We start from the raw sequence: 23764 nt of genomic DNA on the forward strand, positions 1-23764 counted from the left end.
GCGCAATGGGGCCAACCGCCCGGCATCGGTGCGCCGGCTCACGCGCCTCGGGTCGAGACGGCGGGCCAGTAGTTGAGCTGCCCGGCGGCGATGCGCTTGGCCAGCTCGACCTCGTCCTTGGGCGGCTTCGTGGCGGTGGCCGGATCCGAGAGCCCGGTGGCGGCGAGGTCGTTGTCCAGATACTTGGGCTCGAACCAGTCCCACAGGCCGCGCTCAAAGACGATCCCGTAACGCTCCCCTTTTCCGGTGTCCTTCACCTGAAACACGATGCCCCGCTCGCCCTCGTCGGCGACCTCGCCCAACGTCTTCTCCACGGTGTAGATGTCGCCCACCACACAGTGCCCGTGGTAGCGGTACTCGCCGCCCTGCTTGCGTGCCAGCGCCCGTAGCGCCGCCGCGTGCTGGCGCGCCTCGACCAGCGCGGCGAGCCGCCGCGCCAGCAGGCGCGCATCGCGTGTCATGGTGCGCTTGTTGGGCAGCCCCCGCAGCGCGTCGTCCCAGTGCGCGGCCCGGCCGGCCTTGCGCGCGAGCTCGCCAATGTAGTCGGGACTCACGCCCCAGCGCTCGGCCAGCTCGCGGTAGGTATAGCCTTTCCAGCGCACCAGCGCGCGGAACTGTTCGCGGGTGAATTCAGCCATGATCACGGCACGCTGGTAGCGCCGGCGCGGGCCCCGGGGCGGGTGGTTGGACGAGGCATCTCATGTTCGTCACGGTCGGACTCTCAAAATAGTTGGGCAGCCCCTGCCAGCTCCAAAAAAGATGACCAAAAACCGGCAGGGGCTTGATAACCCGAACTATATCCCGGGTTTTATGCGGTGTCGAGCCGCCCTGCCGTTCTGGTATCCCATTGATTTTCAAAGGAATCTATACGCAGCGGCGCGGACGCTCGGGCTATGCGCGTGTGTCGCCTCAGATTGGGCCAGAAACACGCCAGAGATCCATGGCATAGCCTGGAATTCTTTGACATTCAAATTCCTTGTTTGGCACTGCGATTCCCCACCCGCATGCGACCTGCGGCTCAGTGCAGCGTCTTGCGCACCGTGGCCATGCAGGCCTCCATGGCGGCGCTGCGTGCGCGCGGCGCCGTGGCAGCCCGCAGGTAGTCCGCCACGGTGGCCAGCGCGCCCGGGGTCACGGTCCCGCCGGCGGCTGCGGCCACCGACGGGGACGCAGCCGGGGCCGCCGGCTTGGCGCGTTGCACGGCGCCCGTCAAGGCACCCTTCCCGCCGCCCTCCCGGGACGGCGTTTCGGCGCCCCCGGCTGCCCTGCTCGTTTGGCCGACGCCAGCCGACCAAGCAGCGGCGCCCGTCGGACGACCGGCAAGGCCGGCCTCCAGACGTTCGGCGAACCGCGCGTCCAGCCACGGGCTGGCCGGGACCAGCTGTGCGGTGCGCAGGCCCTTGACCATTCCGGCTATCCAGCCGGGCGCGGCCATGCGGTCGGCGCCTTCCTGCGGGTCACGCACGACCAGCTGGGCGCCATCGGTGGACACCGCATAGCGCTTGGCCGCATCACGCTCGTAGAACACCTGTCCGGCGATGCGAGCCTGCAGACCCTCCTGCTCGATGGCGGTGGCAGCGGCGTGGGCAGCCGCGTCGCTCTTGGCACGGCGCTGGCGGGCCAAGAACGCGAAGTCGGTGGCACTGCGCAGCAGCGTGGCCAGATAGGCCCGGGGGTGCTTGGCCTTGGCAAGCAGCTCGCCGGCCACGGCGACCACGTCGCCCAGCCGTTTGCCGTGATCGACCCGTGCCGATCGCATCAGGGCAAAAATATGAAATGTCGAGAACCCCATGGCCTGCAGCGGCGTCACGTCCTCGGGCAGGTCCCCGGGTTGTCTCTTTTGAGAGGAAGGGCTCTGATAAAACCTATATATAGCGCGGCCTGACAGAGTGGCACGCGGTTGGGCCACAGAATCGGCGACAGGGGCCTTGGCCTCCTCCAACGCCGCCGGCGCTTGAAGGAAGCCCAGCAGGCGGGCCGCCATGTCGGTCAGGTAGATGAAGCGACCAGCGAATTCGCCGCTGCGCTTGCGGTTCTGGGAGAGCTCCGAGCGGATCATACCGGCGTCGAGCAGATCGGTGAGACTGCGCTGCAGGGTACGTAGCGACTGGCCGGCGCGGTCGGCCAGATACTTGCGGCGCGCGAAGACGGAATTCAACGGCTGATGCTGGTCGACGGTGAGGGCGATCGCGCCCAGCGTGTTGCGGGCACGGAGGGGCAGGGTCTTCAGACTGCGGGCGCGGTGATTGGCCTGCAGGACGATGTAGGGCAGGCGGGTCTCGTCGACCACGAAGTCCAGTTCGTCGTCCGGGCAGTCGTCCGAGTTGTCGTCGTTGTCAGCCGGCTCGACGCCGGCGAGGGCGGCTACTAGCTCGGCCGCGTGGATGTCGATGTCGTGCAGGCGCAACGTGGCCTCGCCTGCAATCTGGGATTGCGCGATGTTCATGCGGGTCTCTGTCAAAAAACAGGGGTCCTCGCTTGACTCCATCGCGACATCCGCTACACTCGGGATTCCACTCCTGCCTCATTGAGGCGGTGCAGGGTGAGGTGCCTTGATGGGAGCCAAGCCCGTTTTACTCAAAAGCCTTCGGTTGCCGCCGAAGGCTTTTGTCTTTGGGGCGTCCGCCCGGTCCTAGATCTTTCTCATTTCGTAACTCATTGATTTATAAGGATGCTCTACTAGAGCATCACTGTTCCTTCGCCTTCTCGGCCTCAACAAACTCTTTGAACTTGGCAGCCCAGCGCTTTGCATCGTCCTCGCTGACCGCCTTGCCGAAACGAATCCCCACGACGTTGTTCCGCACGGTTATGTCGCAAAACGTCTGCTTGCCGTGCTTGACGGTGTGCTTCTCTAAAGGAGCGGGGGCCGTCGATGCGGGCTTGGCCAAGGCAATGGCTTGATCCTGCGTTACGGTCTCGTCAGTCACCAGCTTTTGAATCGCAGCCGTCACTTCATCCGCCCGTCCCGCTTGTGCCAGCTGCGCGAGCTTTTCTGCCGCATTGCTTCCGAGGCGATCTGGGGCATCCTTCAGCAATAGCTTGGCTTCCTCAGGCAACGCGTCGAACTTCATGATCCGCGAGACGTGAGCGCGACTAAGGCCGGTCGAATCTGCGATGGCGGCATGAGTCAGGCCGGAGATCAACGCAAGCTTCTTGAAGTTCCAGTATTTCTCGAAATCGCTCAGCGCCGGGGACAGCAGGTTACTGAGGAAAGCGACCATTTCCACTTGGTCGTCCGCAACCTCGGCAATAAAGGCTGGAATGGTGGTCCGGCCGAGATCACGATAAATTGCTGTGCGATTGTGACCAGCAACGAGCTCATACCTGCCGTCGGCTTTCGGTCGAAGAGTGATTGGCTGGCCAAGCGGATGCCGCCGGAGATTCTCCGTCAGTTCTGCGTACTCCTCGGAAGTGAGCTTGCGCCGACGTCCCTCCACCTCGTCGATCAAGTCAAGCGCGATGTCCGAGCCAGTGGTCAACTGTTGGCGCATTAGCGCCAGTTCTTCATCCTTGCGAGCGACCGTCGCCTTCAGGGATTGGATCTCCAGTAACTGTCCGGGGGCGGTTCTGGGCAGCGGGGGCGCTGCGCGCTGAGCCGCCTGCTTCTCGTCGTCAGTTAATCGAATTGAAGCCGCTCGCGCGGCGGTTTGCTTGGTACCACTCATAGCTTTAACCTCGTTGCCACAAGGCACAGAATTTGTCGTCGATTCGGTCCACCAGTTGATCGAAGGCAGGACGAATGCGGCGAAGCGATTCGGCATTCACGTCCGTGGACGCCAAGTCATAAACGGTTGAAAACCGCAGATTTGCGTTCCGGGCGACGACGGTCTCCGGGATCTCGATAGGCAACACTCGTGAGCCATAGACCTGCTGCACCCAATCCCGAACCACCTTCGGTGAATCCTCTTGGACCATCCGGGTGATGAGGATGTCGAGGAAGTCGAAGTCCTTGTGGTGCTCGTCCAATCCAACGGATCGCATGCCATTTACGAGATCCGAGAACAGTTGAAAAAACTGCACCATGGATGCGAGCGAGAGCACGTCCGGCACGACGGGAATGATGACGCTGTCCGCCGCATAGATAGCATTAATGGTCAGGTAGCTGAGCGTTGGCGGGGTGTCGACAATGATGTAGTCGTACTCGTCCTTCAGTTGCTCGAAACCATCGCTGAGCACCTTTTCGAATGCCGCACTGGGCCCGTCTATCCGGGCCCGAGCTGGCAGCATAAACTCGGCATTAAAGAGGTCTGTCGACGAAGGAATGAGGTCAAGGTTCGGCCAGTACGTCTGCTGGGGCAGTGACCGCATATCGAACTCGGTCTTTTCCGAGTATGCTTCGACCAATGCGTAGACGGTTTGCGAGGGGTCGATCTCGGCATGGGGGTTGATCCCGAAAAGCGTCGTCAAGCTCCCCTGCGGGTCGAGGTCAACGTGACATACCTTGCGGCCACGTCGCATGGTGAGGCCCTGCCCCAATCCCATCGTAGTGGTGGTTTTGGTCACGCCGCCCTTGAAATTGGCGACCGTGATGACTTTCGCCTTGCCCTTACGCGGGACCGGCTTGGCCTCTGTGCGTACCCACTGAATCGTCTCTTCGATGCTGAAGGAACGCGGCGCCCCCGGGCGCGATTGTTGGCCCTGCGGGAGGTCGCCCTTTTTCAGGGCGTAATTCATCCGCTGGCGGTCAATCCCGCAGATCTCCTGAACCCGCGATGACGACAGGAGAGGGGTTTTCTTCCTCGGGAACGGTTCCAGCATACTGTCGCGGATCTTCTGCAGCATGGCGACAGACACATTGGCGAGGCCGGTGATGTCATCAGCCGTCGTTTTCCCGGGGAGTTCCAGTTTCATGTCCATGACGTTCATTGGGTAGGATCGACCTTTGAGGTGGATTCGACGTTTGGCGACGAATTACGCCATTTCGGTCTAATTGGCGAGAAGGTTAGCTGTCCCGTGACGTATACGCAAGTTAACTTTGCGACGTTGCAGGCATGCAGCAAGTGATCTGCGCCCTATTCCCGCTGCTTGGGGCAATAAAAAAGCCCGTCAATGGACGGGCTTAGGGCGGGGGGGAGGAAGAAACTACATCGCAGCCACGCGTTGGCCACCAAACAGCAATTGGTGACCCACCATGGGGACGGGCTCCTCGGCGTGGGTCGGTACGGGCGTGACGGCCGAAGCTTGCGGGGCGCCGTCGATAACCAACGATAGCTTGGGCTCCTGATACATCATCGGCGCAGCAGGGGCGGCAGCAGGGGCGGCAGTAGAAGCGGACGCCGGCGCCGCTGCGTGGACGCGATCCGAGATCATTACGATCAGATCATCCGGCTGGAGATTGAACTGCTGGGCCGCCGCCTTCACGTCGGCCCAGCTGTACCGCAGCGTCCCGCCACCCAGCATCCCGATGAACTGGGCATGCGAGCAAGCATTGTTGTCCACCAGCTTGAGGAAGCGGCTGTAATCGCTGGTCGACATCTTGGTGCTGTGCGCGTATGGGGTGCCGAAGATCTTCTGCAGCTCGGCCGAAAACTTGTCGGAGACACCGGCAACGACGATCGAGGCCTGCGACTGCTCGTCGTGCAGCAGGACGATGCGACGCTTCCGAGCAAACAGGCTGCCGCCCGCCACGATCTCAGCCAGCACAACGGTTGCGTTGTCGGCCAAAAGCGACTTCTTGATATTTGTGAACGCGGTCTGCCACGCCCCAAAGTTCTTCTCGGCGCAGGTCCAGAGCCGAACCTGCTTGGCTGCCAGCCCTGATCCGTCGGCGCTGACACCGAGGAGATGGAGAATGCGGCCGTACGTCTCCTGCGACAGCAACAGTCTGGCGTCTTTGTCGCTGTCGCCGGCCATCATGGCCATCAGCGAGGCCATCGGCACGCCCGTCCGAGCTACCAGATCGTCCATCGACACGCCACGCACCAGCGAGACATCCCTGAGTTGCTGCCTGCTCAATTTCGCCATATTCTGGCCTCACTATGTTGTAAACGTCGCAAAAAGATAGAAATTTAATGATCTTTTTCTATGTCGCGTATAATAGCAGGCATTTGACGGAATTCCAGCCCCACCAGCGGGCCACGACAACGATGAACGACATCGACGCGCTTCTTGCGCCTGAGGAACAGCGCACCACCTTCGAGGTCAACGGGCAGGTCACGACGGTGCATGCAAGGGACGTCGAGAAAAGCATCCGCGCGATGATGGACGACCGCAACGTCAACCTCCCGGAAGCATGGCAACTCGTCAAGGCTGAGATGGCGAGGGTCCTGAATGGCGGCAAGCCCGCGAAAGGCAACGCGGCCCAGTGCAACCTGTTCGGCACGGACGCCGGGCCTGTAGTACAGGGCAACGTGACACTGGCCGAGACGACGGAACCGATGCCGAACGGTGGAGCGCCAGCGGAACCGGCCGAGCCACAGCCACTTCGGGGGGAGGCGCTGCGCTCCCTCCTGCTCCAGCAGAACGATGCGAACATCCACCCGCACGCCAAGCTGCTGGCAAGCGTAGAACCCGAGGATGCCGCCAAGGATCTGCTTCAGCCCGAGCGGGTCGCTGCGCGGCAGCAGGCCCTGCAGCTTGGATTTCGATTTCCGCCAACACCCATGGGCCGACTGGCCTTCCCCGCAGACATCTGCAGGACATCGCTCTTCCATGTGGCCAGCAACAACGTGCCACGCCGGCGGTGCGAACGCGAGTTCATGGGGCAGCTCGGCGCCAACATCAGTGTCTTGTATTCGGGCATGGAGCTTCGCCACGACGACGAGCGCGTACTCATGCAGCTGATACAGATCGCCCAGCATCAGGCGCCGTGGGCGTATATCGAGATCAGCACCATTCCATTTGCCAAAACCGCCAGCGCGTCATCGCGCAAGTTCGGCAGCAACGATATCGAGCAGGTCGAGCGCAGTCTCTGGAGATTCCGCGAAGGCCTCATCATGCTCGCCAAGGGTCGCAACGTAATTCCCTTCAATGCCATCCGTGACATGACAGTCAGCGGCGCCAAGCGCTACATCCAGCTTGATCCGCGCATGGTTCTGCTGTTCGACAACAGCTACGTTCTCCTTGAGGACAAGCTATACCACGCCACAAACGGCATCGAGCGCCAGCTCTTCAAGTACCTGCAGACGAACCCGTATGCCGAGGTCTACCCGCTCAAGATCCTCAACCTCTTCGAGCTCTGCTATGGCACCGTCGAGGCGCTGCAGGCGGCCTTCCGAAAAGCGAACCCCGAGAAAACCGACCAGCAAGCGCGACGCGCCATCCTGACCAAGAAGGTCTCCGACTTCCGGCAAAAGGGCCTACCCACCGCTCTCGCGGGCCTGAAAGCCAAGGGCGTCATCGACAGCTTCACGTTTGACGAAGTGAATGACAAGGTCTCGATCACCAAGGCTGCGTCGTTCAGTCCCGTGGAACCGCGTGAGAACCCGGTCGCATGAACCGTAGAGACTTCATGATCGCAGGTGCTGCGACGCTAGGGGCTGGGCTCCTTACACCGTCGATTGCGGGCGCGCACACTAACGACTACTGGGTCCGGGATCGGAGCCTCTGGCTTCGCCGGCAGGAAACCGGTGACGAGTTCCGCGTCACCTATTGGTCTGGTGGCCAAGTCGACTACAACAATTACGTGCGACTTTGCTATATCCTTCGCGACCAGCAAAAAGCAGAGACTGTCATGATGGACGTCAATCTGCTCAACCTGCTCTATGGCGCCCAGTACTGGCAGGAGCTGCTACTGGGTAAGCCGACACCGTGGATCATCACAAGCGGCTTTCGGACGGATGCGACCAATCGGAAAGAGAAGGGCGACGAGAATTCCGAGCACAAGAACGCCAAGGCAGCCGACGTGAAGCACGACACCTATACCCCGCAGCAGGTGGCGCAAATGTTCGGCTTCTTCGGCATGGGGGGCGTAGGGGTGTATCCGACGTTCACGCACGGCGACACGGGCCGTGTCCGCTTCTGGGACGGATCCAAGCCAAGGCGCCGATAGAGTTTCTATGCGAGGTCTGCCAAGGCCTCGTCCATCGTTGGGCGCGCCTTCGGGCGCGCCATTTTTTTTTGGCGCGGCTGCAGCCGGCCGCTGATCCCGTGCCAATCAGCATTTGAATGTCAACGAATACACGACCGCCGGCACGCGCCTGTTGCCTTGACGCCGACACGTGTTTAACTCGGACTTCCTGCCGTCAGCACCTCACGCCGAGCCAGAAATACGTGTTCAGCTCGGACACTTGGGCCAACCGACCAGCACCGCGCTGCGGTATACGTGAGGGTTTACGGTCACCCACCGGATACGTGTTTGACTCGGACACTGACGTGTTCAGCTCGGACAACTACGTGTTCAACTCGGACTCAGGTACGTGTTTGACTCGGACAGCGGGCGTGTTCAACTCGGACTGGGTACGTGTTTGACTCGGACGTACTACGTGTTTGACTCGGACCGGGTACGTGTTTAACTCGGACGAAGTACGTGTTCAGCTCGGACACCGTGACGCCCAAAAAAGCCACAAGTCCCTGATTTTGCGGGGGAATATGCGGGCAACCGTTGATGACAATATGTTTACAACAGGTATACCACTGTTTACCAGTACCCAGTAAACGCGTGCGCCTGCACGCGCGGGGTAGGGTGGGTCGATAGATCCCTTTCAAGCCAAAGACACCCGGCAACGGACGCATCGGGCATCTCAGCGCAGCTTTTGTGCAAGTACGTGTTGAACTCGGACATTGCCAACTGTCGTTTTCACCCCGCACATCTGTCTAGAAAAAAATGTTCTTTTTCTAACCAACATTGACAGAAACACGAGATTTCCAGAGAATGCGACCCTAACAAAACAGTTTTGTGCGCGTCTGCCATGGCGGAACTCTCCCGAACCGATCGACTGCTGGCTGCCTTACAGGGCAAGCGGTACTACGACTACCGCTTTGCGAAGCAGGCCGCGCAGTTGTTCCCCCAAAGCACCGGGGGCGACGGGATGGAGGTCAAGCTGTTCGTGTCCGAGTTGATGAACGTTGTGCCGGCCGCCCAGCGCAACGCCACGGCGGAACGCCTGATCCGCTTCGTGGTGACCGAATGCGCCGAATGTCCCACCATCGACCAGTTCCGGAGAGCCGTGGCCGACGCCGCACTGGCGGAGCTCGGCGAAACCTTCGCGTCGCTCTACGAGCGTGCCAAGCACTTCCTCGCGACACCTCCCACCAACCCCGAGATTGCTGCGCGTTGGCTTGAAAAGGTCATCTGGACTGCTGTGCGCAAGATCGGCCGCGAGCGATTCGCGACGGTCGCCGCCGACGACTGGCAGCAGGCCGTGACCCGCGCGGTCCTGCGCGATGAAGGCGGCCCGCTCGTGGCCTATCCCGTGAAAACTGAGGTCGCGCCGCAGACTGCCAAGCGCGATTTCCGTTCGCTTCTGTCGCGCCCATGACAGCCCCTAAGAACACCCGCGTCCGGCACGCGACGACTTGGGGTCAACCGCACCGCGATCGCAGCCCGCTCTTCTTTCGTGTTTTCGGTCGGATCTTCGCGGCGCTGAGCAACCTGTGCCGCTACACGACCTATGGGCTTTGTGTGACGGCCCTGATCCTGCTCGTCTACGCAGGCGTTTTCGCACAGCACGTCCACACCTACATCAGCGATGGCACGTTCGCATGCGAACTTCCGACATTTCGAGGTAAATGATGAGCGACAACAAGCCTTCCGCCGAACTGGCGCGCGTGCATGCACAGCGCAAGCAGGAGGAAGACAACTACACCGCGAACAAGAAGTCGTTATCCGTCTGGGCTCCGGTCACGGGCGGGATGTTCGTCGCCAACGTGTTTCTGGGGTGGCTTGCCTTCTATCACTTCCCGCAGGTCGAATACGTACCCACTGCCAACGCGGCAGCGATGTGCAATGTGAGCGGAACCAAAGGGGCCACCGTTGACCTGCCCACCATCGTCGATTTCGCGGTCGATGTCGCCGTGTGTGTGAACACGTACGACTTCAAGAACTACCAGCGCCAGATCGAGACTTGCGCACAACGGAACTTTACCGAGGACTACCGCAACGCCTACGTCAGTGCGTTCGGTCAATCGCGTGTGCTGAAGAACGTCATCGAAAACTATTTCGTCGTGTCTGCTACGACAGCAGGTACAGGCCACGTGCCCGTGCCCTCTCGACGTAGCGCAGCCAACAGCGCCGGACCGGACTGGTGGCTGATCGATGTTCCCCTGCTGGTTAGCTACAGCGCAGGCAACAAGGCCCCGACGTCCGAGAAGCTGCTGCTCAAAGTCAAGGTGGTACGCGTGCCGCCAAGCACGCGGAACCCGCGCGGCCTCGCTGTCGAGAGCATTGAATCCTCCTACCTGCTGGAATCGCGCAACTGAGATCGAATCATGAGGAAGCTACTGACCGCCCTTGCGCTGACCACCACGGCCGCTGCTGCCCCCGCCCAGCAACAGGTACCCCTCACTACACCGCCTGTGCCCATCGTGCGGGAGCAGGTGGATAGCATCGTCAAAGGGCAGGCCGCGCTCGTTCTCACGCCCGAGCAGATCGAGCAGTTGAAGCTTGGCACTGCACAAGCGCGCAAGCAAATGGTGTCGCCCTATCCGCAGAACAAGGTCGCCAAGCCAGTGGCACGGCCGTTCTATATCGACCCGACCGACAGCGATGCGCCGAGATTGGTGAGGCTGGAGTCGGGCTGGATTACGTCGCTGGTCTTCAGCGATACCAATGGCAACCCGTGGTTCGTCAAAAGCGTCTCGCTGGACTGCAGCCAGTTCACCGATGGCGTGTCCTGCCCGGGCGACGCTGGTGGCGCCGGGGCAGGGGGCAAGGAAAAGAGCTCCACGAACATCGTGAAGCTGCAGCCGAAGTTCATGTATGGCTACGGCAACGTTGTCGTGGAGTTGGAGGATCTGGCTTCGCCCATTACCTTTGTCCTGACGGTCGGGCAATCGAACGAGGTCGACTCGCAGATCTCGGCGCGCATCTCGGGGCGCAACCCGAATGCTCGCCCCCAGATCATGGCCATGGACCGTCTTCCAGAGGCAGATGGCGCCATGGGCGCATTTCTCGATGGCGTTCCGCCTCCGGGCGCTGTCCGCCTCAAGGTAGGCGGCACGGGAGCGGATGCATGGACGCTGAACGGCAAGCTCTATCTGCGCACACGCCACACACTGCTGTCCCCCGCATTCATGAACCACGTGGGCAGCGCCGATGGCATGCACGTCTACGCGTTCAACCGTGTGTACCCATCGTTGCTCGTGAGCATCAACGGTAAGGGTAGCTCACTCACCATCTCCGGAAACTAAGCACACCATGAGCGACAACGGAATCGAGACCATGCTGGACGATCTGCAAGAGATCGGCACGGATTTTGATGCAGAGAAGCAGAAGAAGACCCGCCAGCAGACCAACGAGCTCAAGAAGCGAAACATCAAGAACACCTTCGGCTCGGGTGCCGGCCGGGTAGCCATCTTCATGTTCGCAGGTGTCGTGCTGGTGCTGGCAGGCGTCGGCTTCTACAACTTCAATCGCAAGCCGCCCATGAACCAGCAGCGCCCGGACGCGAGCGGTGCCATGGCGCCGTCGCCCAACGGCTATGGTTCGACGATTGCAGCGACGGAGCAGGAAGCCAACATGCGTCGCGAAGCGGACAATATGCAGAGCTCGAACGTGAGCAAGCAGGGCGGCGTCTACATTCCGGGGCCGGTGATTACCAGCAGCACGGGCAACGATTTCCGCACGGGTGGCAATGCGATGGCACCGGCCAGCGCAGCCGCTGCCGGGCCGGCCAGTGTTCCCGGTGGTGCTGCACCGGCCAGCGCGCCGGCAGCCGCCGCGACCGCACCGGCGGCTGCCCCCGCCATGGTCGTCGACCAGCAGACGATGCAAAAGATCACGACCGAGGTGACGGCGCAAATGGTCTGCGCAATGGGCAAGCCTTGCCCGACGGCATCGGTCAGCACCTTTACGACGGGCCAATACCACCTGCCTGAGCGCACCGTTGCGGCCATGCCGGTGTCCGCGCAAGCCACCGCCGGCAGCACCAATGGCCAAGCGGGCGTCACAAACGCCCAGCTCAGCTCGCAACAGCTCGCCGCAGCGTCTGGGCAGAAGCCCCTGATCGACGCGGGCGACGCCTACTACTGCCGCCTCAAGAATGGCGTGAACTCGGACGCTACCCGCCGCGATGTCGTTCTGAACTGCTTTGCCACCGCCAACGAGACGTTCACCATGATCGGCCGCGCGGAGGCGAGCAATGCCGATGCGATGGACCCCAGCTTCTCTGTGACGCTCGACAAGTTCTCGCGGGCTGGCAAAGGCATGATTGCCGTGAATGCGATCGGCGTTGACGAAGGCGGCGAGAGCGCGATGGTTGACGACGTGGATAAGCACAGTGTGCGCAAGTACGGCAGCGTGTTTGTGGCGGGTCTCCTGAAGGGTCTTGGCCAAGCGGCATCGATCATCACCGGTACGACCAGCGCAACGACGGTTGGCAACGTGACGACCACGACGACGACCACCGATCGCATCGATGCGCGCCGCACCGCCCAGATGGCCGCCGGCCAAGCCGGTATGGCATGGGGCGACACGTTCTCCCGGGAAGCGCAGGCCATCAAGACGACCATGAAGTTGTACCCGGGTAAAGACGTCACGGTGATTTTTTTGGCGCCGGTGTACGAAGAAAAAAAATATTGATTTCAATCGAGCGAGCGAGCTCTATCGCGTAACGAGAGGCCAACCGTGGAAGAACACCAACCAACGCAAGCACACATCGACCTCGCCGACGACCTCTACCACGGCGACGACGTGGGGACACCCGAGACGACGGCTGGCAAAAAGAAGGGCGCATTCCCGCCGTTCCTGAAGTACCTCATCATCGGATGCGCTGCACTCATTGTGGTGCTGATCGGTCTGTATGCTGTCGTGCTGATTAAGAAATCCAAGGCGGCGGGCGATGACGCGATGTCAGGCGGCGTCGCCATACAACCTTCAGTGGCCGCGCATGTTCCGCAACCGCAGATGAATGCGCCTGTGCCGGTCTACGGTAACGGCGGTGTTCCCGGCGGCCCGCAACAGGCACCTCAGGTGACCCCGTCACTGGGGCTACAAGCGGGGGCCCCGACGCAGGCAGGCCAACCCTATGCGAGCAACGCCCCGCCTGCGCAGGGCGGTGCGGCCGAACAGTCCGCACAAGCCGCACCTGCATCGGCGCCCACGGCGCCCATTGCAGCGCCCGCAGCGGTACAGCCGCCGTCGGCAGCCCCTGTGACTGCCCCGCCAGCTTCCGCGATACCCGGAGCGCAGATGCAAGGCTCAGGACAGGCACAAGGGATCGACGCGCAATCGGCACAGACGCTGCGGGACTGGCCCCGTGAACGCGACGAGATCATGAAGCGCCTGAGTGTCATGGACGCCCGCCTCGAAGAGCTGTCGCGCACGTTGAAGTCTGTCAGCGACAACCGCGCATCCTCCCAGCCCAAGCCCGAGCCCAAGAGTGACACGAAGCCTGTCCGCAAGGACCCTCCCGCGACCAAGGCGAGCGCGAAGGATGGCGAGGCCGAGCACAAACGTGAGGTGGCCGCCGGCGTTGTGCGCGGCGTCCCGCGTGGCGCTGCGACCAAGCCAGCGGCACAGCAGGCGAAGAGCAGCGCCGAGCCCATGGCCCGCCGCGACTACTACCTCACGGGCTGGGTCGGCGACATGGCGTTCTACACGCGCCCCGGCGCTACTGGCCGTGAGGAGCGCGAAGACAGCGTAAAACCCGGTGACATGATCGACGGCATGAAGGTCATGCGCATTGACACGCAGAGCCGTCGCATTGTGCTCGAAGGCAACCAGTACATCGGTACGCGAGGTAGGCAGTGACTAGCTCGGGGGGTATCGCCGACCTGTTGCAGATGCTCGTGAACATCTCGGGGGCCTTCCCCGCGATCTTCGCATTCTGCGCGGTGCTGTTCGCGTTGGCTGGCGTCGTACTGGTGGCGATGGGCGTGTACGGCTTCTACGTCATCCATTACAACGACGGCCGCACGCCGGGCGGCCGCAACATTGGCCACGCCGGGGCCGCCTCCAACGTTGTTATCGGCGCCCTGTTGACGGGCCTGATGTACATCACGGCGCTCACCAAGAACACGGTGCTGGGCACAGAGATCCAGAACGGATCCATGGGCTTCCAGAGTTCAGGCATGACGGCAACGCAGCAAGCTGCGATCACCGCCCTGTTTGGCCTTTTCGCCATCCTCGGATTCATTGCGTCTGGCCGTGGATGGATGCTCCTCAATCGCTTCTTCAGCGGAACCGAGAAGGAGTGGGCCGGGGCCATCGCCTACATCATTGGCGGGATGCTATGCGTCTACATGGAGGAGTCAATGGTCTTTGTCACGCGCGTGACCGGCTTCGACTTCGTGAAGATCTTTCTCTTTTGATTCACCACACCACCACGGGAGTTAAGCAATGAAAAAGCAGTACGAGAAACTGATGGTTGCGGCCATGGTCGTCTACGCCGCCATGGGCACCGCGCAGGCGCAGTCGTTCAAGCTCGACGACATCAAGAACACGTCGGGTGCCGGCAGCAACGACCTCACGGCCACCTTTACGAAGGGCAAGAGCACGCTGCAATCGGGTATCGATCTGTTCCTGATCGGTTGCGCGGCAGTCGGCATCGTGTTGTTCGCGATTTGTGTGTGGGGCATGTACAAGGCCTCGAAGGAAGAGCGTGAGAGCCCGAAGGGTGCGATTGCCGGTGTGATCGTCGGCGCAGCCATGACGATCATCCCGCTGTTGGTCGGCCTGACCCGTAACACGATCTTCGCGTAAGCCCATGACGAGAATTGCCCGCACGCTAACCGCGCTGGTGCTGTCGGCCAAGCGCGAAGTCTGGCGCATGCACGACCACGCCGGCGAGGCCGATAAAGCATTCCAGCGCGTGCGGGTTCCCGTGCTGGAGGCCGCAGAGTACTCGTGTGAATTCTGCGGCCTTCACTCGGACAAGTACCAAGAGGTCCACCACCTCGACGACAACCATGCCAACAATGACCCGAGCAATCTGGCGTGTTCGTGTCCACTTTGCCATCAGGTGTTCCACGTCGGCATGGCGGGCATGCGCGATGGCGGCTACATCATCTCCTTGCCCGAGCTGACGCAGGCAGAGCTCAACCAGCTTTGTCTGGTGATGTGGATCGTGCAGCGGGCCGATACCAAGAATCTCAGCGCTGACCATGCACTCATGGTCAAGAATGTGCAGATGCGCGTGCAGTCGCTCAATAGCGTGCTCATCAATCGTCGTGCCAACGTTAAGAAGCGATTCTGCGATCTGCTGGAGAGCAATGGCGTCAGCAAGGATTTCACCAAGCGCCTGAGCTTGGATGTCATCAATCCGTCACTGATTGCAAACGCACTCATGTCCCTCGACGCCGAGACGTATGCACGTCGCGAGGAGCTGCTTGGGAGCCTGCGTTTGCTGCCCCGTCCGGAGCGTTTCGAAACCCAGTTCCAGTACTGGACCGAGGACCAGAATCGGCGGCTTCCGCTGAACGCGTGGTACCGGCTGCTGGACGACACCCAGTTCAGCGACATCATCATGGGCACGCTCGCGACGGTCGAGCAGATCCACAACGAAGGAAGCGCCGCATGAGCGACCAGCGTTATGGTGTCGTGCTGTTCGACGACGCGATCGTCAAACGTCGCGGAGGGCCGCAGAAGGCAGCCACCGACGGGTATGCATCCATCGATGGTGGGACGGTCCGTCGTATCAAGAAGGTCACCGAGCTCGACTCCGATGTGAAGTGGCTGACGAACTTCGAATTCAAGGATTTCAACGGCAATCAGCTCGGCCGACATCCCAATCTGTACTCCTCCGGCTTCCTGCGCACCGAATTGAAACTGCTGTGCGACGAGCTGGGCCTCGGCCCGGATCAGATGGCCGTCAATGAAGCGACCGAGCTCCTGTCGGGATTCTTCGGCCGGGTCATGCGACTGGCCGTGCAGGCCCTGAAGGTCGATCTCAACGCCGAGATCCCGAAGGGGATTACCAAGACGCTTGCCGAATACCTCGCCGTGCGGTTTCCCGTTACGGGGCGGATGAATGGTGAGCTCAACGGCGCCATGGAACTGGCGTTCCAAACGTGGAATTCCGTCCTGAAGCCCCAGCGCAAGGACTGGAAGAGCATTTCACTGCGGCGCCCGCGATACACCCACGCGATCGACGTGCTGACCACACCGGTGCCGAGCTCAAACCGGTGGGTCTACCTGCAAGGCGCCCGCTTACCGCAGCGCAATGACGAGCGCCTTGAATGGTGTCTCGCGAACGAGGACATGCCCGTACTCGCCAAGGTGATCGTGAAGGGGCGCCGGGGTGGCCTCGCCGATCTGCTTAGCTTCAACGCCGGGGCAGCGAACTCCCGCAACTGGGTAGCCCAGCCAGAGCTGCTATTGCTGCAGCAGTACTGCGACGTCGAGGTGCTTGGAGCCTATGTGTGCGAGGACGGGTACCAGCACCAGAAGGAGCTCGATGTCTTCGCCAGCCAAGGCGACTTCTCGCTGGCGTCGACCCACCTTGGCATCCTGTCCGAAAACTTCTGGGCGTCGCTTGCCAACCCACGGGTCAACCGCATGGGCAAGAAGGTATTTCTGCCCCGCGCTGTGTGGTACCGCGCGATGGACCGCGTCATCTCCTTCATGGACGCTGCGCGCCTCTACAAGGAGAAGTTTGACGTCTACGGCTATGGATGGGGCAACGTCATTGCGTACTACCCGCCCGGGGCCACGTCGGACATCATCGATCTGGCTACCGAGATGGGCCTTGATGTGCCCGTGTCGAAATATCGCGAACTGATCTCGGAGAAACGACTCGATGCCGACCAATGACGATGTGGTTGATGAGAACGCACCCACCGATCGCCAGCTCAAGCTCAAGAGCGTCGAGCAGGATGTGCGCCGGCGGGGCGACGGCAAGCTGGTGATGGAGTTGGACGCAATTGCCGCCTTGCCAGACCGCCGCGCCGCGCTGGAAGGCATCAAGGGTCTGATCGGCAAGCTCAACGACTGAAGGGGATTTCATGATTGCGCAACTAATGGAAGCCGTCGAGCATGGTGTCTCGGCGCTGCTGTCGAAACTGAAGGTCGATATCAACGATTACTGCGAGCTGGAGACTACCAGCGGTGGGAATCTCGTCCACAAGAACGGCGCGATCGGCACCGTGCTGCGTTACCACGGCTACCGTACGTTGCTGGGTAAGAGCAGCTTTCAGGAATTCACGAAGGAATTCACGGAATTCAACGAGCCGTTCCTCGGTCGCATGGGCCATATGGTGCAAGTGGTCGCGATGCGAGACAACGATCCCCACGAGGAGATCCGCCGGATCCTCTCGCCGATGTACCAGAGCGCTGAGGCGCTGCAGCTTGATCTCACCGATCTGCTGGAAGAGCGTGTGAACGTCTATGGCGCGCATTGCATGGAGGAGCACGTCTACATTGTGCTCTGGACCACCAAGGCAGTACTGTCGCGCGAAGAGCTGAAGTTGTCACAGGCGGAGTCAGCCGCCTTTCGAAAGACCCACAAAGTACCACCGATGCGCAGCGCGCAGAACCTGCTGCGTCCGCTGCGCTTCTTGGAAGACAGGCACGAAACGTTCGTGAACAAGTTCGAGTTCGAACTGAATCGGATGCGTGCATGGGTGGAGCGCATTGACGTAGATCAGGCGATCTGCGAGCAGCGTCACTTTTTCTATCGCTCCACGCCGGCGAGCTGGCGGCCGGCCTTGCGCGGCGATGAACTGATCGCGCGCTGGAAGCGAAACGCGAACAAGTCAGACGTCAGCGAGTTCATGTATCCGCGTCTGGACGACCAGATCTTCCTGACGCCGGCGGACATCGGGGCGAAGGGCAAGAGCGACACGCAGAAGGGCACGGTCACCGATACGCGTGCCGTGCGCCTTTCCGACCGGGCCTTTGCGCCGGTGGGCGTGAAGATTCCGCCGACCCGGCCAACTGGCTTCCAGCAGTTCTTCCGGGCCATCAACAACATGGATGCCGAGGAGCTGGTGGGCGACAAGCGCGTCAAGCGGCGCGTGCCTTGGGCCATCAGCTTCATGCTCGAAGGGGATGGGCTCAAGGCACTGGACTTGCGTGCCACGTTCTCGGCCATCCTCTCCTTTAGCCAGAGCAACCGCAACCTCAATGCGGCCTACAACGCCCAGAAGCACTATCGCGACAACGAACACGCGAGCATTGTGAAGATGGGCGTCATGGCGCTGACGTGGGCCAAGCACGACGATGCCGACTGCCTGATGATGCGTCGCTCGAAGCTCTCCAGCGCCCTCCAAGGTTGGGGACGGATCACGGTGGAAGAGGAGTACGGCGACCCGATCCCTGCGCTGGTGAGCGTGGCGCCCGGTGTGGCGACCAGCGAGGTTGCGACAACGAGCGCCCCAACGCTTTACACGGCGGCATCCATGCTGCCGCTTGCACGGCCGGCGAGCCCGTTCCCCCGTGGCACGACGCTGTTCCGTTCGCTGGACGGCAAGCTGCTGCCGTACGAATTCTTCTCTGCGCTGCAGAACACGTGGGTCTCGCTCTATTTCGGGGGGCCGGGTTCCGGCAAGTCGGTGCTGGCCAACCGGTTGAACGTCGAGATGTGCCTGATGCCGGGACTCAAGCGGTTGCCATTCATCGGGGTGATCGATATCGGCATCTCGTCGTCGGGCTTCATCAAGGTGATTCAGGATGCGTTGCCGGACAACATGAAGCACCTTGCGCTATACAAGCGCGTGCAGAACACCAAGCAATTCGCCATGAATCAGGGCGATACGCACTTGGGGCTGCGCACGCTGCTGCCGCGTGACCGCGAGCTCTACCGGAATTTCCTGCTGTTGCTCGTGACGCCGCCAGAGCGCGGCTATGCGAACCATTTTATGCCGCAACTCATTAATGAGGTTCTTGATCTCGCCTATACGCGGGCTTCGGATCAGGATGAACGCGGGAGCCCGAAGAAGTTCAACGTCCACATCAACGATATTGTCGGCGCGGCAGTCAGGACCCACGGCATCGAGCACACCGAAGCGACAACTTGGTGGGAAATGGTCGATGCGCTGTTCGATCTTGGCGAGTTTCGCGTGGCCGAAGTCGCGCAACGCTATGCCGTGCCAACGCTGACCGACATCCTGAGAGCCGCCTCGGACCCGGCCATCAGGGCCTCGCACGGCGACGAGGTCGTGGAGGAATTCCAGAAGATGATCGGCCTGAGTGACCTTGATATCTTCAAGGGCGAGACGCAGTTCGATGTGTCGACGTCGCGCATCATGGCACTGGATCTGCAGGACGTTGCACAACAGGGTTCGGCGAGTGCGCGCAAAAACACGACGCTGATGTATATGGCGGCGCTGAACGCCTTCACGCGCAAGTTCTCCATCATCAAGGAGGATCTGCCACTCATTGCGGAGAAGTATCGCGCCTACTATTCGCGGCGGATCGAAGAGTACGGCGAGGAATACAAGCGTCTGTTCATCGACGAGTATCACAAGACCGGCGCGCAGGGTAGCAAGGACGAGAAATTCTCGGAGATCTTGCGGGGCTCCATTGAAGTGTTCGGCCGCGAGTCTCGCAAGTGGATGCTGGAGATTGCCTTGGCGAGCCAGTTGCCGGATGACTTTGAGGCGCTTGCGGATCTGGCCACTTCGATCTTCATTCTCGATCAGGGCAACGAGCAGACGCGCGAGCGCATCAAGAACATTTTTTCGCTGTCCGAAACCGAGACCACGGCACTGCGCAACTATGTGAAGGGGGCACTCCCGGGAGTCGGCTCGACCATCTTGGCCAAGATCAAGACCAAGGACGGCGACCTGAGCCAGCTCATGACTGCCACCAGCGGGGGGCTCGAACTGTGGGCGCTGTCGACGACCGGTGAGGACCGTGCATTGCGTACGAAGCTCTATGAGGAGATGCCCGCACGCGAGGCGCGCCGGATCCTGAAACAACGCTTCCCCAAGGGCACCTGCAAGGACTACGTCATGGCCAAGCGACTGGCGGGCCGCGATGAGGCAAACGAGGGCTTCATCGACGATGACTTGGAGTCGTCGACCATCCAGCAGCTGGCGGCAGAGCTGATTCTTCAGTGGCGGACCGATGCTGGCGCGGCGGCTACGGCGTAAGGGGGAACATGTCTCAGCGATTTTCCGGCATCGAAGCCAGTCAGGAACAGTCTGCCCATCGGCTGCGGCCCGATACGCGGCGCTTCTCCAAGCGCTCCAGCGAATTCTTCAATACCACCGACGGCGTGCTCGCCGCGATGTTTGGCGTGCCGGTCATGGCGCTGCTGCTCATGAAGGTACCGCTCGCCAGCGAGTTGCTGCTGCTCGCGATGGTGCTGTTCTATCGGACGTATGTCAGCCCCGGCAAGGCTGTCGCCCGCCGGGGCGGCATCTGGTGGTTGTGGGATCGCATTTTTGAAACGGAGAAGGTCCGCAAGATCGATTTTCCGTATCGTGTTCCGTCGCAGGCCAATGCCTACGACGGCTCGATGCCACGAGAGCGACCGAGCAAAGGGAAGGGCATCACCTTCCTTGGCCATGAAATCTCCAGCAAGCTGGGCATCTACTCCAGTGACTCGGACCTGCGCACGCACATGCTGGTGCTCGGCACGACGGGTTCAGGCAAGACCGAGTTCCTGCTCGGGCTGGTCTATAACGCCCTCATCCAGAATTCGGGCTTCATCTACACCGACGGCAAGGGGGATGTTGCGCTATGGAACAACGTGTTCCGGCTCGCGCGCTACATCGGGCGCGAGTACGACCTTGTGCTGATCAACTTCCTGACGTCGGGGCGCGACTTCCTCGACAAGCAGACGGACCGTACCACCAATACGATGAACCCGTTTGCGCTGGGTTCGTCGGGCATGCTGATCGAGCTCATCATTTCGCTGATGGACGACAGTGGCGGTGGCGGTGACATGTGGAAGGGCCGCGCGATCGCGTTTGTCGCCGGCCTCACTCGCGCGCTTACGTTCTTGCGCGATCGGGGCTATCTGCTGCTGGAGGCCAATACCTTCATGGATTTCATGAAGGAGCTGCCAGTCATCGAGCGCATGTGCTGGGACAAGAAGATTCCATCCAACGGCGAAGACGTCGTGGTGGATGATCCACTCTTCGACAAGGTCTTGGAACCGCTGCGGGCGTTCGTGCTCACGCTGCCGGGCTACAACAAGCAAAGTGCCGGTGGACAGGAGCAGAAAACGCTGGAGCAGTACGGCTTCATCACGATGCAGCTGACACGTCTGTTCTCGGACCTGTCTTACACGTATGGCCACATCTTCCAGACAAGCCTGAGTGAAGTCGACATGTACGACGTCGTCATCAATCGACGGATCCTTGTCGTGCTGCTCCCGGCGCTCGAACGTGCGCCGGACTCGCTCAAGATGCTCGGCAAGATGATTGTCGGCGCCATCAAGCAGATGATGGCGGGCTGCCTTGGCAACCGGGTGGAAGGCGCTGTGCGTGAGATCGTCTACGCGCGGCCTACCAATGCGTCGGTTCCGTACTACGTGGTGCTCGACGAGTACGGCTACTATGCGGTGCTGGGCTTCGCCGTCGCACCCGCGCAGGCGCGCTCATTGGGCTTCCCGCAACCCGAAACGGCCCGCGTCCGGATGGCCGATGGCACGCACCAGACCATGGGCGAGATGGCGGCGGGCGACATGATCAGGCTGCCGACTGGCGGCGCCGCCCGGGTCTCGATGGTGCTCAAGCACGGGCTGCTGCCGGTTAGCCGCGTGACGCTGAACAATGGCCGCTCCACGGAAGCGGCGAATGTGCATAGCTGGCCGACGCGTGTGCGCGCCGGCAGCGGCACGGGCGCACAACATCTGTTGCTGTCAACGGCGCAGATGCGTCAGCATATGAAGAATGGGGATGTCGTCGAGCTGTCCTATGTGACAGGAGACGGGGCCATCGAGTGGGCGCCAGTTGCGAGCGTTGTTGATGCGGGTATTCGCCTGTCTCAGTGCCTTGTGGTGGACGATCCGATGCACTGCTATATCACCGATGGGGAGCTGGTGACGCACAACTGCATCACGTTTGCGGCGCAGGATTTCTCCAGCCTGCAGAAGGCGTCCAAGGAAGAGGCGGATGCCACGTGGGAGAACACCAACGTGCGCGCAGTGGGGCGCCTGACGTCGGGTGAAGAGTCGGAAACCTTCAAGCGAATTGTGGGCGCCGGCGGCGAAGCCTTTGTGTATGAAGAATCCCGCAAGACGTTCGATGCGGGCCACATCTCCAGTGGCTATCGCGCGGAGCGCGATGTCGCGATTACCAAGGCCAAGCGTATTACCTACAACGACCTCGCGCACCAGCAGGATGGAGAATTCACCTTCATCATCGGCAAGAAGGCGTCGAACGGTAGTGACGGGGTGCGTGTCGTCCGCGCCATGTCGTTCTTCACGCAGACGTTCGACAAGAACGGTAAGCCGGAGACGCCCAGTCACATCCGCGTGAACCACTTCCTGAAGGTGGCGCCGCCGGCCAAGGGCGGCGGGCGCAACGATGATCCGGAACTGATCGAGGAAGTGGAGCAGCACTTCATCCGCTTGCTCACCGAGGGGAAGATCAAGGACTGCTTCTCCACCGATCCCGCGTATTTTGCCCGCACGCAGAAGACCGACGAGTTGTTCAAGGCTTCCCAGTACATTCGCAAGGCGCGCGATGACTATCACTTGTCGCTCAGTGAGGCCGTGCGCGTGGCACTCGTGTGCTGCGAGCAGGAGGGCGCCATGCAAGCCCGGCGCGCAGCGGAGCGCACGGCCGAGCTGCAGGCATCCCGGGCAGGCGCTGTCGCCACAGATGCCCCAGCCGATGCGGCCCTGCAGGCTACGGTGAGGGCACTGGCCGAAGACTCGGACGCCTTGAGCAGTGGCGCGGCGAGCGCTTCGACGGCCGCCGATCTGGCTGCCGAGCTCGAAGCGGAGTTGGCCGGTGGCATTGCCATGACGGAAGGCGACTCCAATGTGCACGGCGACGACGACATGCCCCGCTCGCTGTCGCTGGACAATCTCGGCGAGGAGGACGGCGCTTTGGCGCCGGCCGCCGGCGCCGTGCGCATGTCCTTCGGTGACGAAGAGGATGTCGTCCCCGTGCCGCGCGCGCGCCACGCGGCATCGTCGAGCGGGTCCGGTGAGGGTGAGTCGCAGGGCACCACGCAGACCGATACGCAAGCGACCGGGGCGGGCGGTGCCCAGTCGTCGGGCGGCGGCGGCGGTATGGCCATGGCGCTGACGCCGGCGGCGGCCGAGCCCGCGTACGACGACCGACCCATGGAAGTGCAGGTGGCGTCCGCTGTGGTGGACTTCATCAACAACTATCAGTTCCCGGCCGAGACGGCCGGCGAGGGCAGCGCGGTGGAAAGCGTTGCCCCGAAGTCCCTAAGCTTGCTGACGTTGCGGCCACTGGGTGAAGGCGAGGAGCCGCCGAGCGAAGTCAGTTCCTATCTCACGCCGGTGGGCGCCAGTGTCGCCGGCGCGTTGGCCGATGCTGACGTGGCACTTGGCGCGGCCGAGGACCCGCTGGAGGCACGTGCACGGGCCGGCAAGGACGTGCGCTCGATGGAAAACGCAACCGCCTACGTGGAAGGCTCGACGCCGGATCCGGTGACGCAGGACGAGTTCGACGACGCGCTGGACGCGCTCGTGGAGAAAGCCTCGACCTACCGGATGGACGTCCTGTAGCGCGGCGACGCCGGGCTCTCCCCGGTGTCTTGTTGCAACACAATGGAAAAAAAAGATTATTTTTCCATCCA

Annotated in this window: 19 protein-coding genes; 14 read left to right on the plus strand and 5 right to left on the minus strand. The window is 61.7% G+C overall.

What is annotated here, in order from left to right:
• Positions 1 to 38 precede the first annotated feature (38 nt).
• The 5 genes from ACREYQ_RS29635 to ACREYQ_RS29655 form a co-directional block, all read right to left on the minus strand.
• Complete coding sequence (locus ACREYQ_RS29635; RefSeq protein WP_432262862.1) at positions 39 to 638, minus strand: hypothetical protein; 600 nt, start codon at positions 636 to 638, stop codon at positions 39 to 41.
• 380 nt (positions 639 to 1018) lie between these two features.
• Entirely contained in the window at positions 1019 to 2446 is a 1428-nt protein-coding gene (locus ACREYQ_RS29640; RefSeq protein WP_432262863.1) for a hypothetical protein, read from the minus strand.
• A gap of 241 nt (positions 2447 to 2687) precedes the next feature.
• Positions 2688 to 3665: a ParB/RepB/Spo0J family partition protein gene (locus ACREYQ_RS29645; protein ID WP_432262864.1), complete on the minus strand. Its 978-nt coding sequence runs from the start codon at positions 3663 to 3665 to the stop codon at positions 2688 to 2690.
• Between the two features lie 4 nt (positions 3666 to 3669).
• The gene (locus ACREYQ_RS29650; RefSeq protein WP_432262865.1) at positions 3670 to 4851 is read right to left on the minus strand and encodes a ParA family protein; all 1182 of its coding nucleotides are present in this window, start codon (positions 4849 to 4851) and stop codon (positions 3670 to 3672) included.
• A 231-nt stretch (positions 4852 to 5082) separates the two neighbouring features.
• A complete protein-coding gene (locus ACREYQ_RS29655; RefSeq protein WP_432262866.1) occupies positions 5083 to 5964 on the minus strand; it encodes a hypothetical protein in 882 nt (293 codons plus the stop codon).
• Between the two features lie 122 nt (positions 5965 to 6086).
• On the opposite strand from ACREYQ_RS29655, the gene trfA reads away from it, so the two are divergent.
• From trfA to ACREYQ_RS29725, 14 genes are all read left to right on the plus strand, one after another.
• Positions 6087 to 7436, plus strand: a complete 1350-nt coding sequence (gene trfA, locus ACREYQ_RS29660; RefSeq protein WP_432262867.1) for a plasmid replication initiator TrfA — start codon at positions 6087 to 6089, stop codon at positions 7434 to 7436.
• Positions 7433 to 7990 carry a DUF882 domain-containing protein gene (locus ACREYQ_RS29665; RefSeq protein WP_432262868.1) on the plus strand — a complete coding sequence of 186 codons (558 nt, stop codon included), beginning with the start codon at positions 7433 to 7435 and terminating at the stop codon, positions 7988 to 7990. The genes trfA and ACREYQ_RS29665 overlap by 4 nt, the downstream gene beginning before the upstream one ends.
• 859 nt (positions 7991 to 8849) lie before the next feature.
• Positions 8850 to 9419, plus strand: coding sequence for a hypothetical protein (locus ACREYQ_RS29670; RefSeq protein ID WP_432262869.1), 570 nt, complete (start codon positions 8850 to 8852; stop codon positions 9417 to 9419).
• A 250-nt stretch (positions 9420 to 9669) separates the two neighbouring features.
• Positions 9670 to 10359: a DotI/IcmL family type IV secretion protein gene (locus ACREYQ_RS29675; RefSeq protein ID WP_432262870.1), complete on the plus strand. Its 690-nt coding sequence runs from the start codon at positions 9670 to 9672 to the stop codon at positions 10357 to 10359.
• A 9-nt stretch (positions 10360 to 10368) separates the two neighbouring features.
• Complete coding sequence (locus ACREYQ_RS29680) at positions 10369 to 11289, plus strand: DotH/IcmK family type IV secretion protein (protein WP_432262871.1); 921 nt, start codon at positions 10369 to 10371, stop codon at positions 11287 to 11289.
• A gap of 7 nt (positions 11290 to 11296) precedes the next feature.
• On the plus strand, positions 11297 to 12679 hold the full coding sequence (locus ACREYQ_RS29685; RefSeq protein ID WP_432262872.1) for a TrbI/VirB10 family protein: 1383 nt from the start codon (positions 11297 to 11299) through the stop codon (positions 12677 to 12679).
• 45 nt (positions 12680 to 12724) lie between these two features.
• Complete coding sequence (locus tag ACREYQ_RS29690) at positions 12725 to 13849, plus strand: hypothetical protein (RefSeq protein ID WP_432262873.1); 1125 nt, start codon at positions 12725 to 12727, stop codon at positions 13847 to 13849.
• Positions 13850 to 13881: 32 nt separating this feature from the next.
• A complete protein-coding gene (locus ACREYQ_RS29695) occupies positions 13882 to 14409 on the plus strand; it encodes a hypothetical protein (RefSeq protein WP_432262874.1) in 528 nt (175 codons plus the stop codon).
• A gap of 28 nt (positions 14410 to 14437) precedes the next feature.
• Entirely contained in the window at positions 14438 to 14800 is a 363-nt protein-coding gene (locus ACREYQ_RS29700) for a hypothetical protein (RefSeq protein WP_432262875.1), read from the plus strand.
• A 4-nt stretch (positions 14801 to 14804) separates the two neighbouring features.
• Positions 14805 to 15617, plus strand: coding sequence for a type IVB secretion system protein IcmJDotN (gene icmJ / locus ACREYQ_RS29705; RefSeq protein WP_432262876.1), 813 nt, complete (start codon positions 14805 to 14807; stop codon positions 15615 to 15617).
• On the plus strand, positions 15614 to 16849 hold the full coding sequence (locus tag ACREYQ_RS29710) for a hypothetical protein (protein WP_432262877.1): 1236 nt from the start codon (positions 15614 to 15616) through the stop codon (positions 16847 to 16849). The genes icmJ and ACREYQ_RS29710 overlap by 4 nt, the downstream gene beginning before the upstream one ends.
• Positions 16836 to 17030 (plus strand): hypothetical protein, encoded by a 195-nt coding sequence (locus ACREYQ_RS29715; protein ID WP_432262878.1) that lies wholly within the window; start codon positions 16836 to 16838, stop codon positions 17028 to 17030. The genes ACREYQ_RS29710 and ACREYQ_RS29715 overlap by 14 nt, the downstream gene beginning before the upstream one ends.
• A gap of 10 nt (positions 17031 to 17040) precedes the next feature.
• A complete protein-coding gene (locus ACREYQ_RS29720; protein ID WP_432262879.1) occupies positions 17041 to 20130 on the plus strand; it encodes an IcmB protein in 3090 nt (1029 codons plus the stop codon).
• A gap of 8 nt (positions 20131 to 20138) precedes the next feature.
• Complete coding sequence (locus tag ACREYQ_RS29725; protein WP_432262880.1) at positions 20139 to 23693, plus strand: FtsK/SpoIIIE domain-containing protein; 3555 nt, start codon at positions 20139 to 20141, stop codon at positions 23691 to 23693.
• The last annotated feature ends 71 nt before the right edge of the window (positions 23694 to 23764 follow it).

Origin of the sequence: Cupriavidus sp. TMH.W2 (assembly GCF_050847365.1) — a bacterium.
Taxonomy (GTDB): domain Bacteria; phylum Pseudomonadota; class Gammaproteobacteria; order Burkholderiales; family Burkholderiaceae; genus Cupriavidus.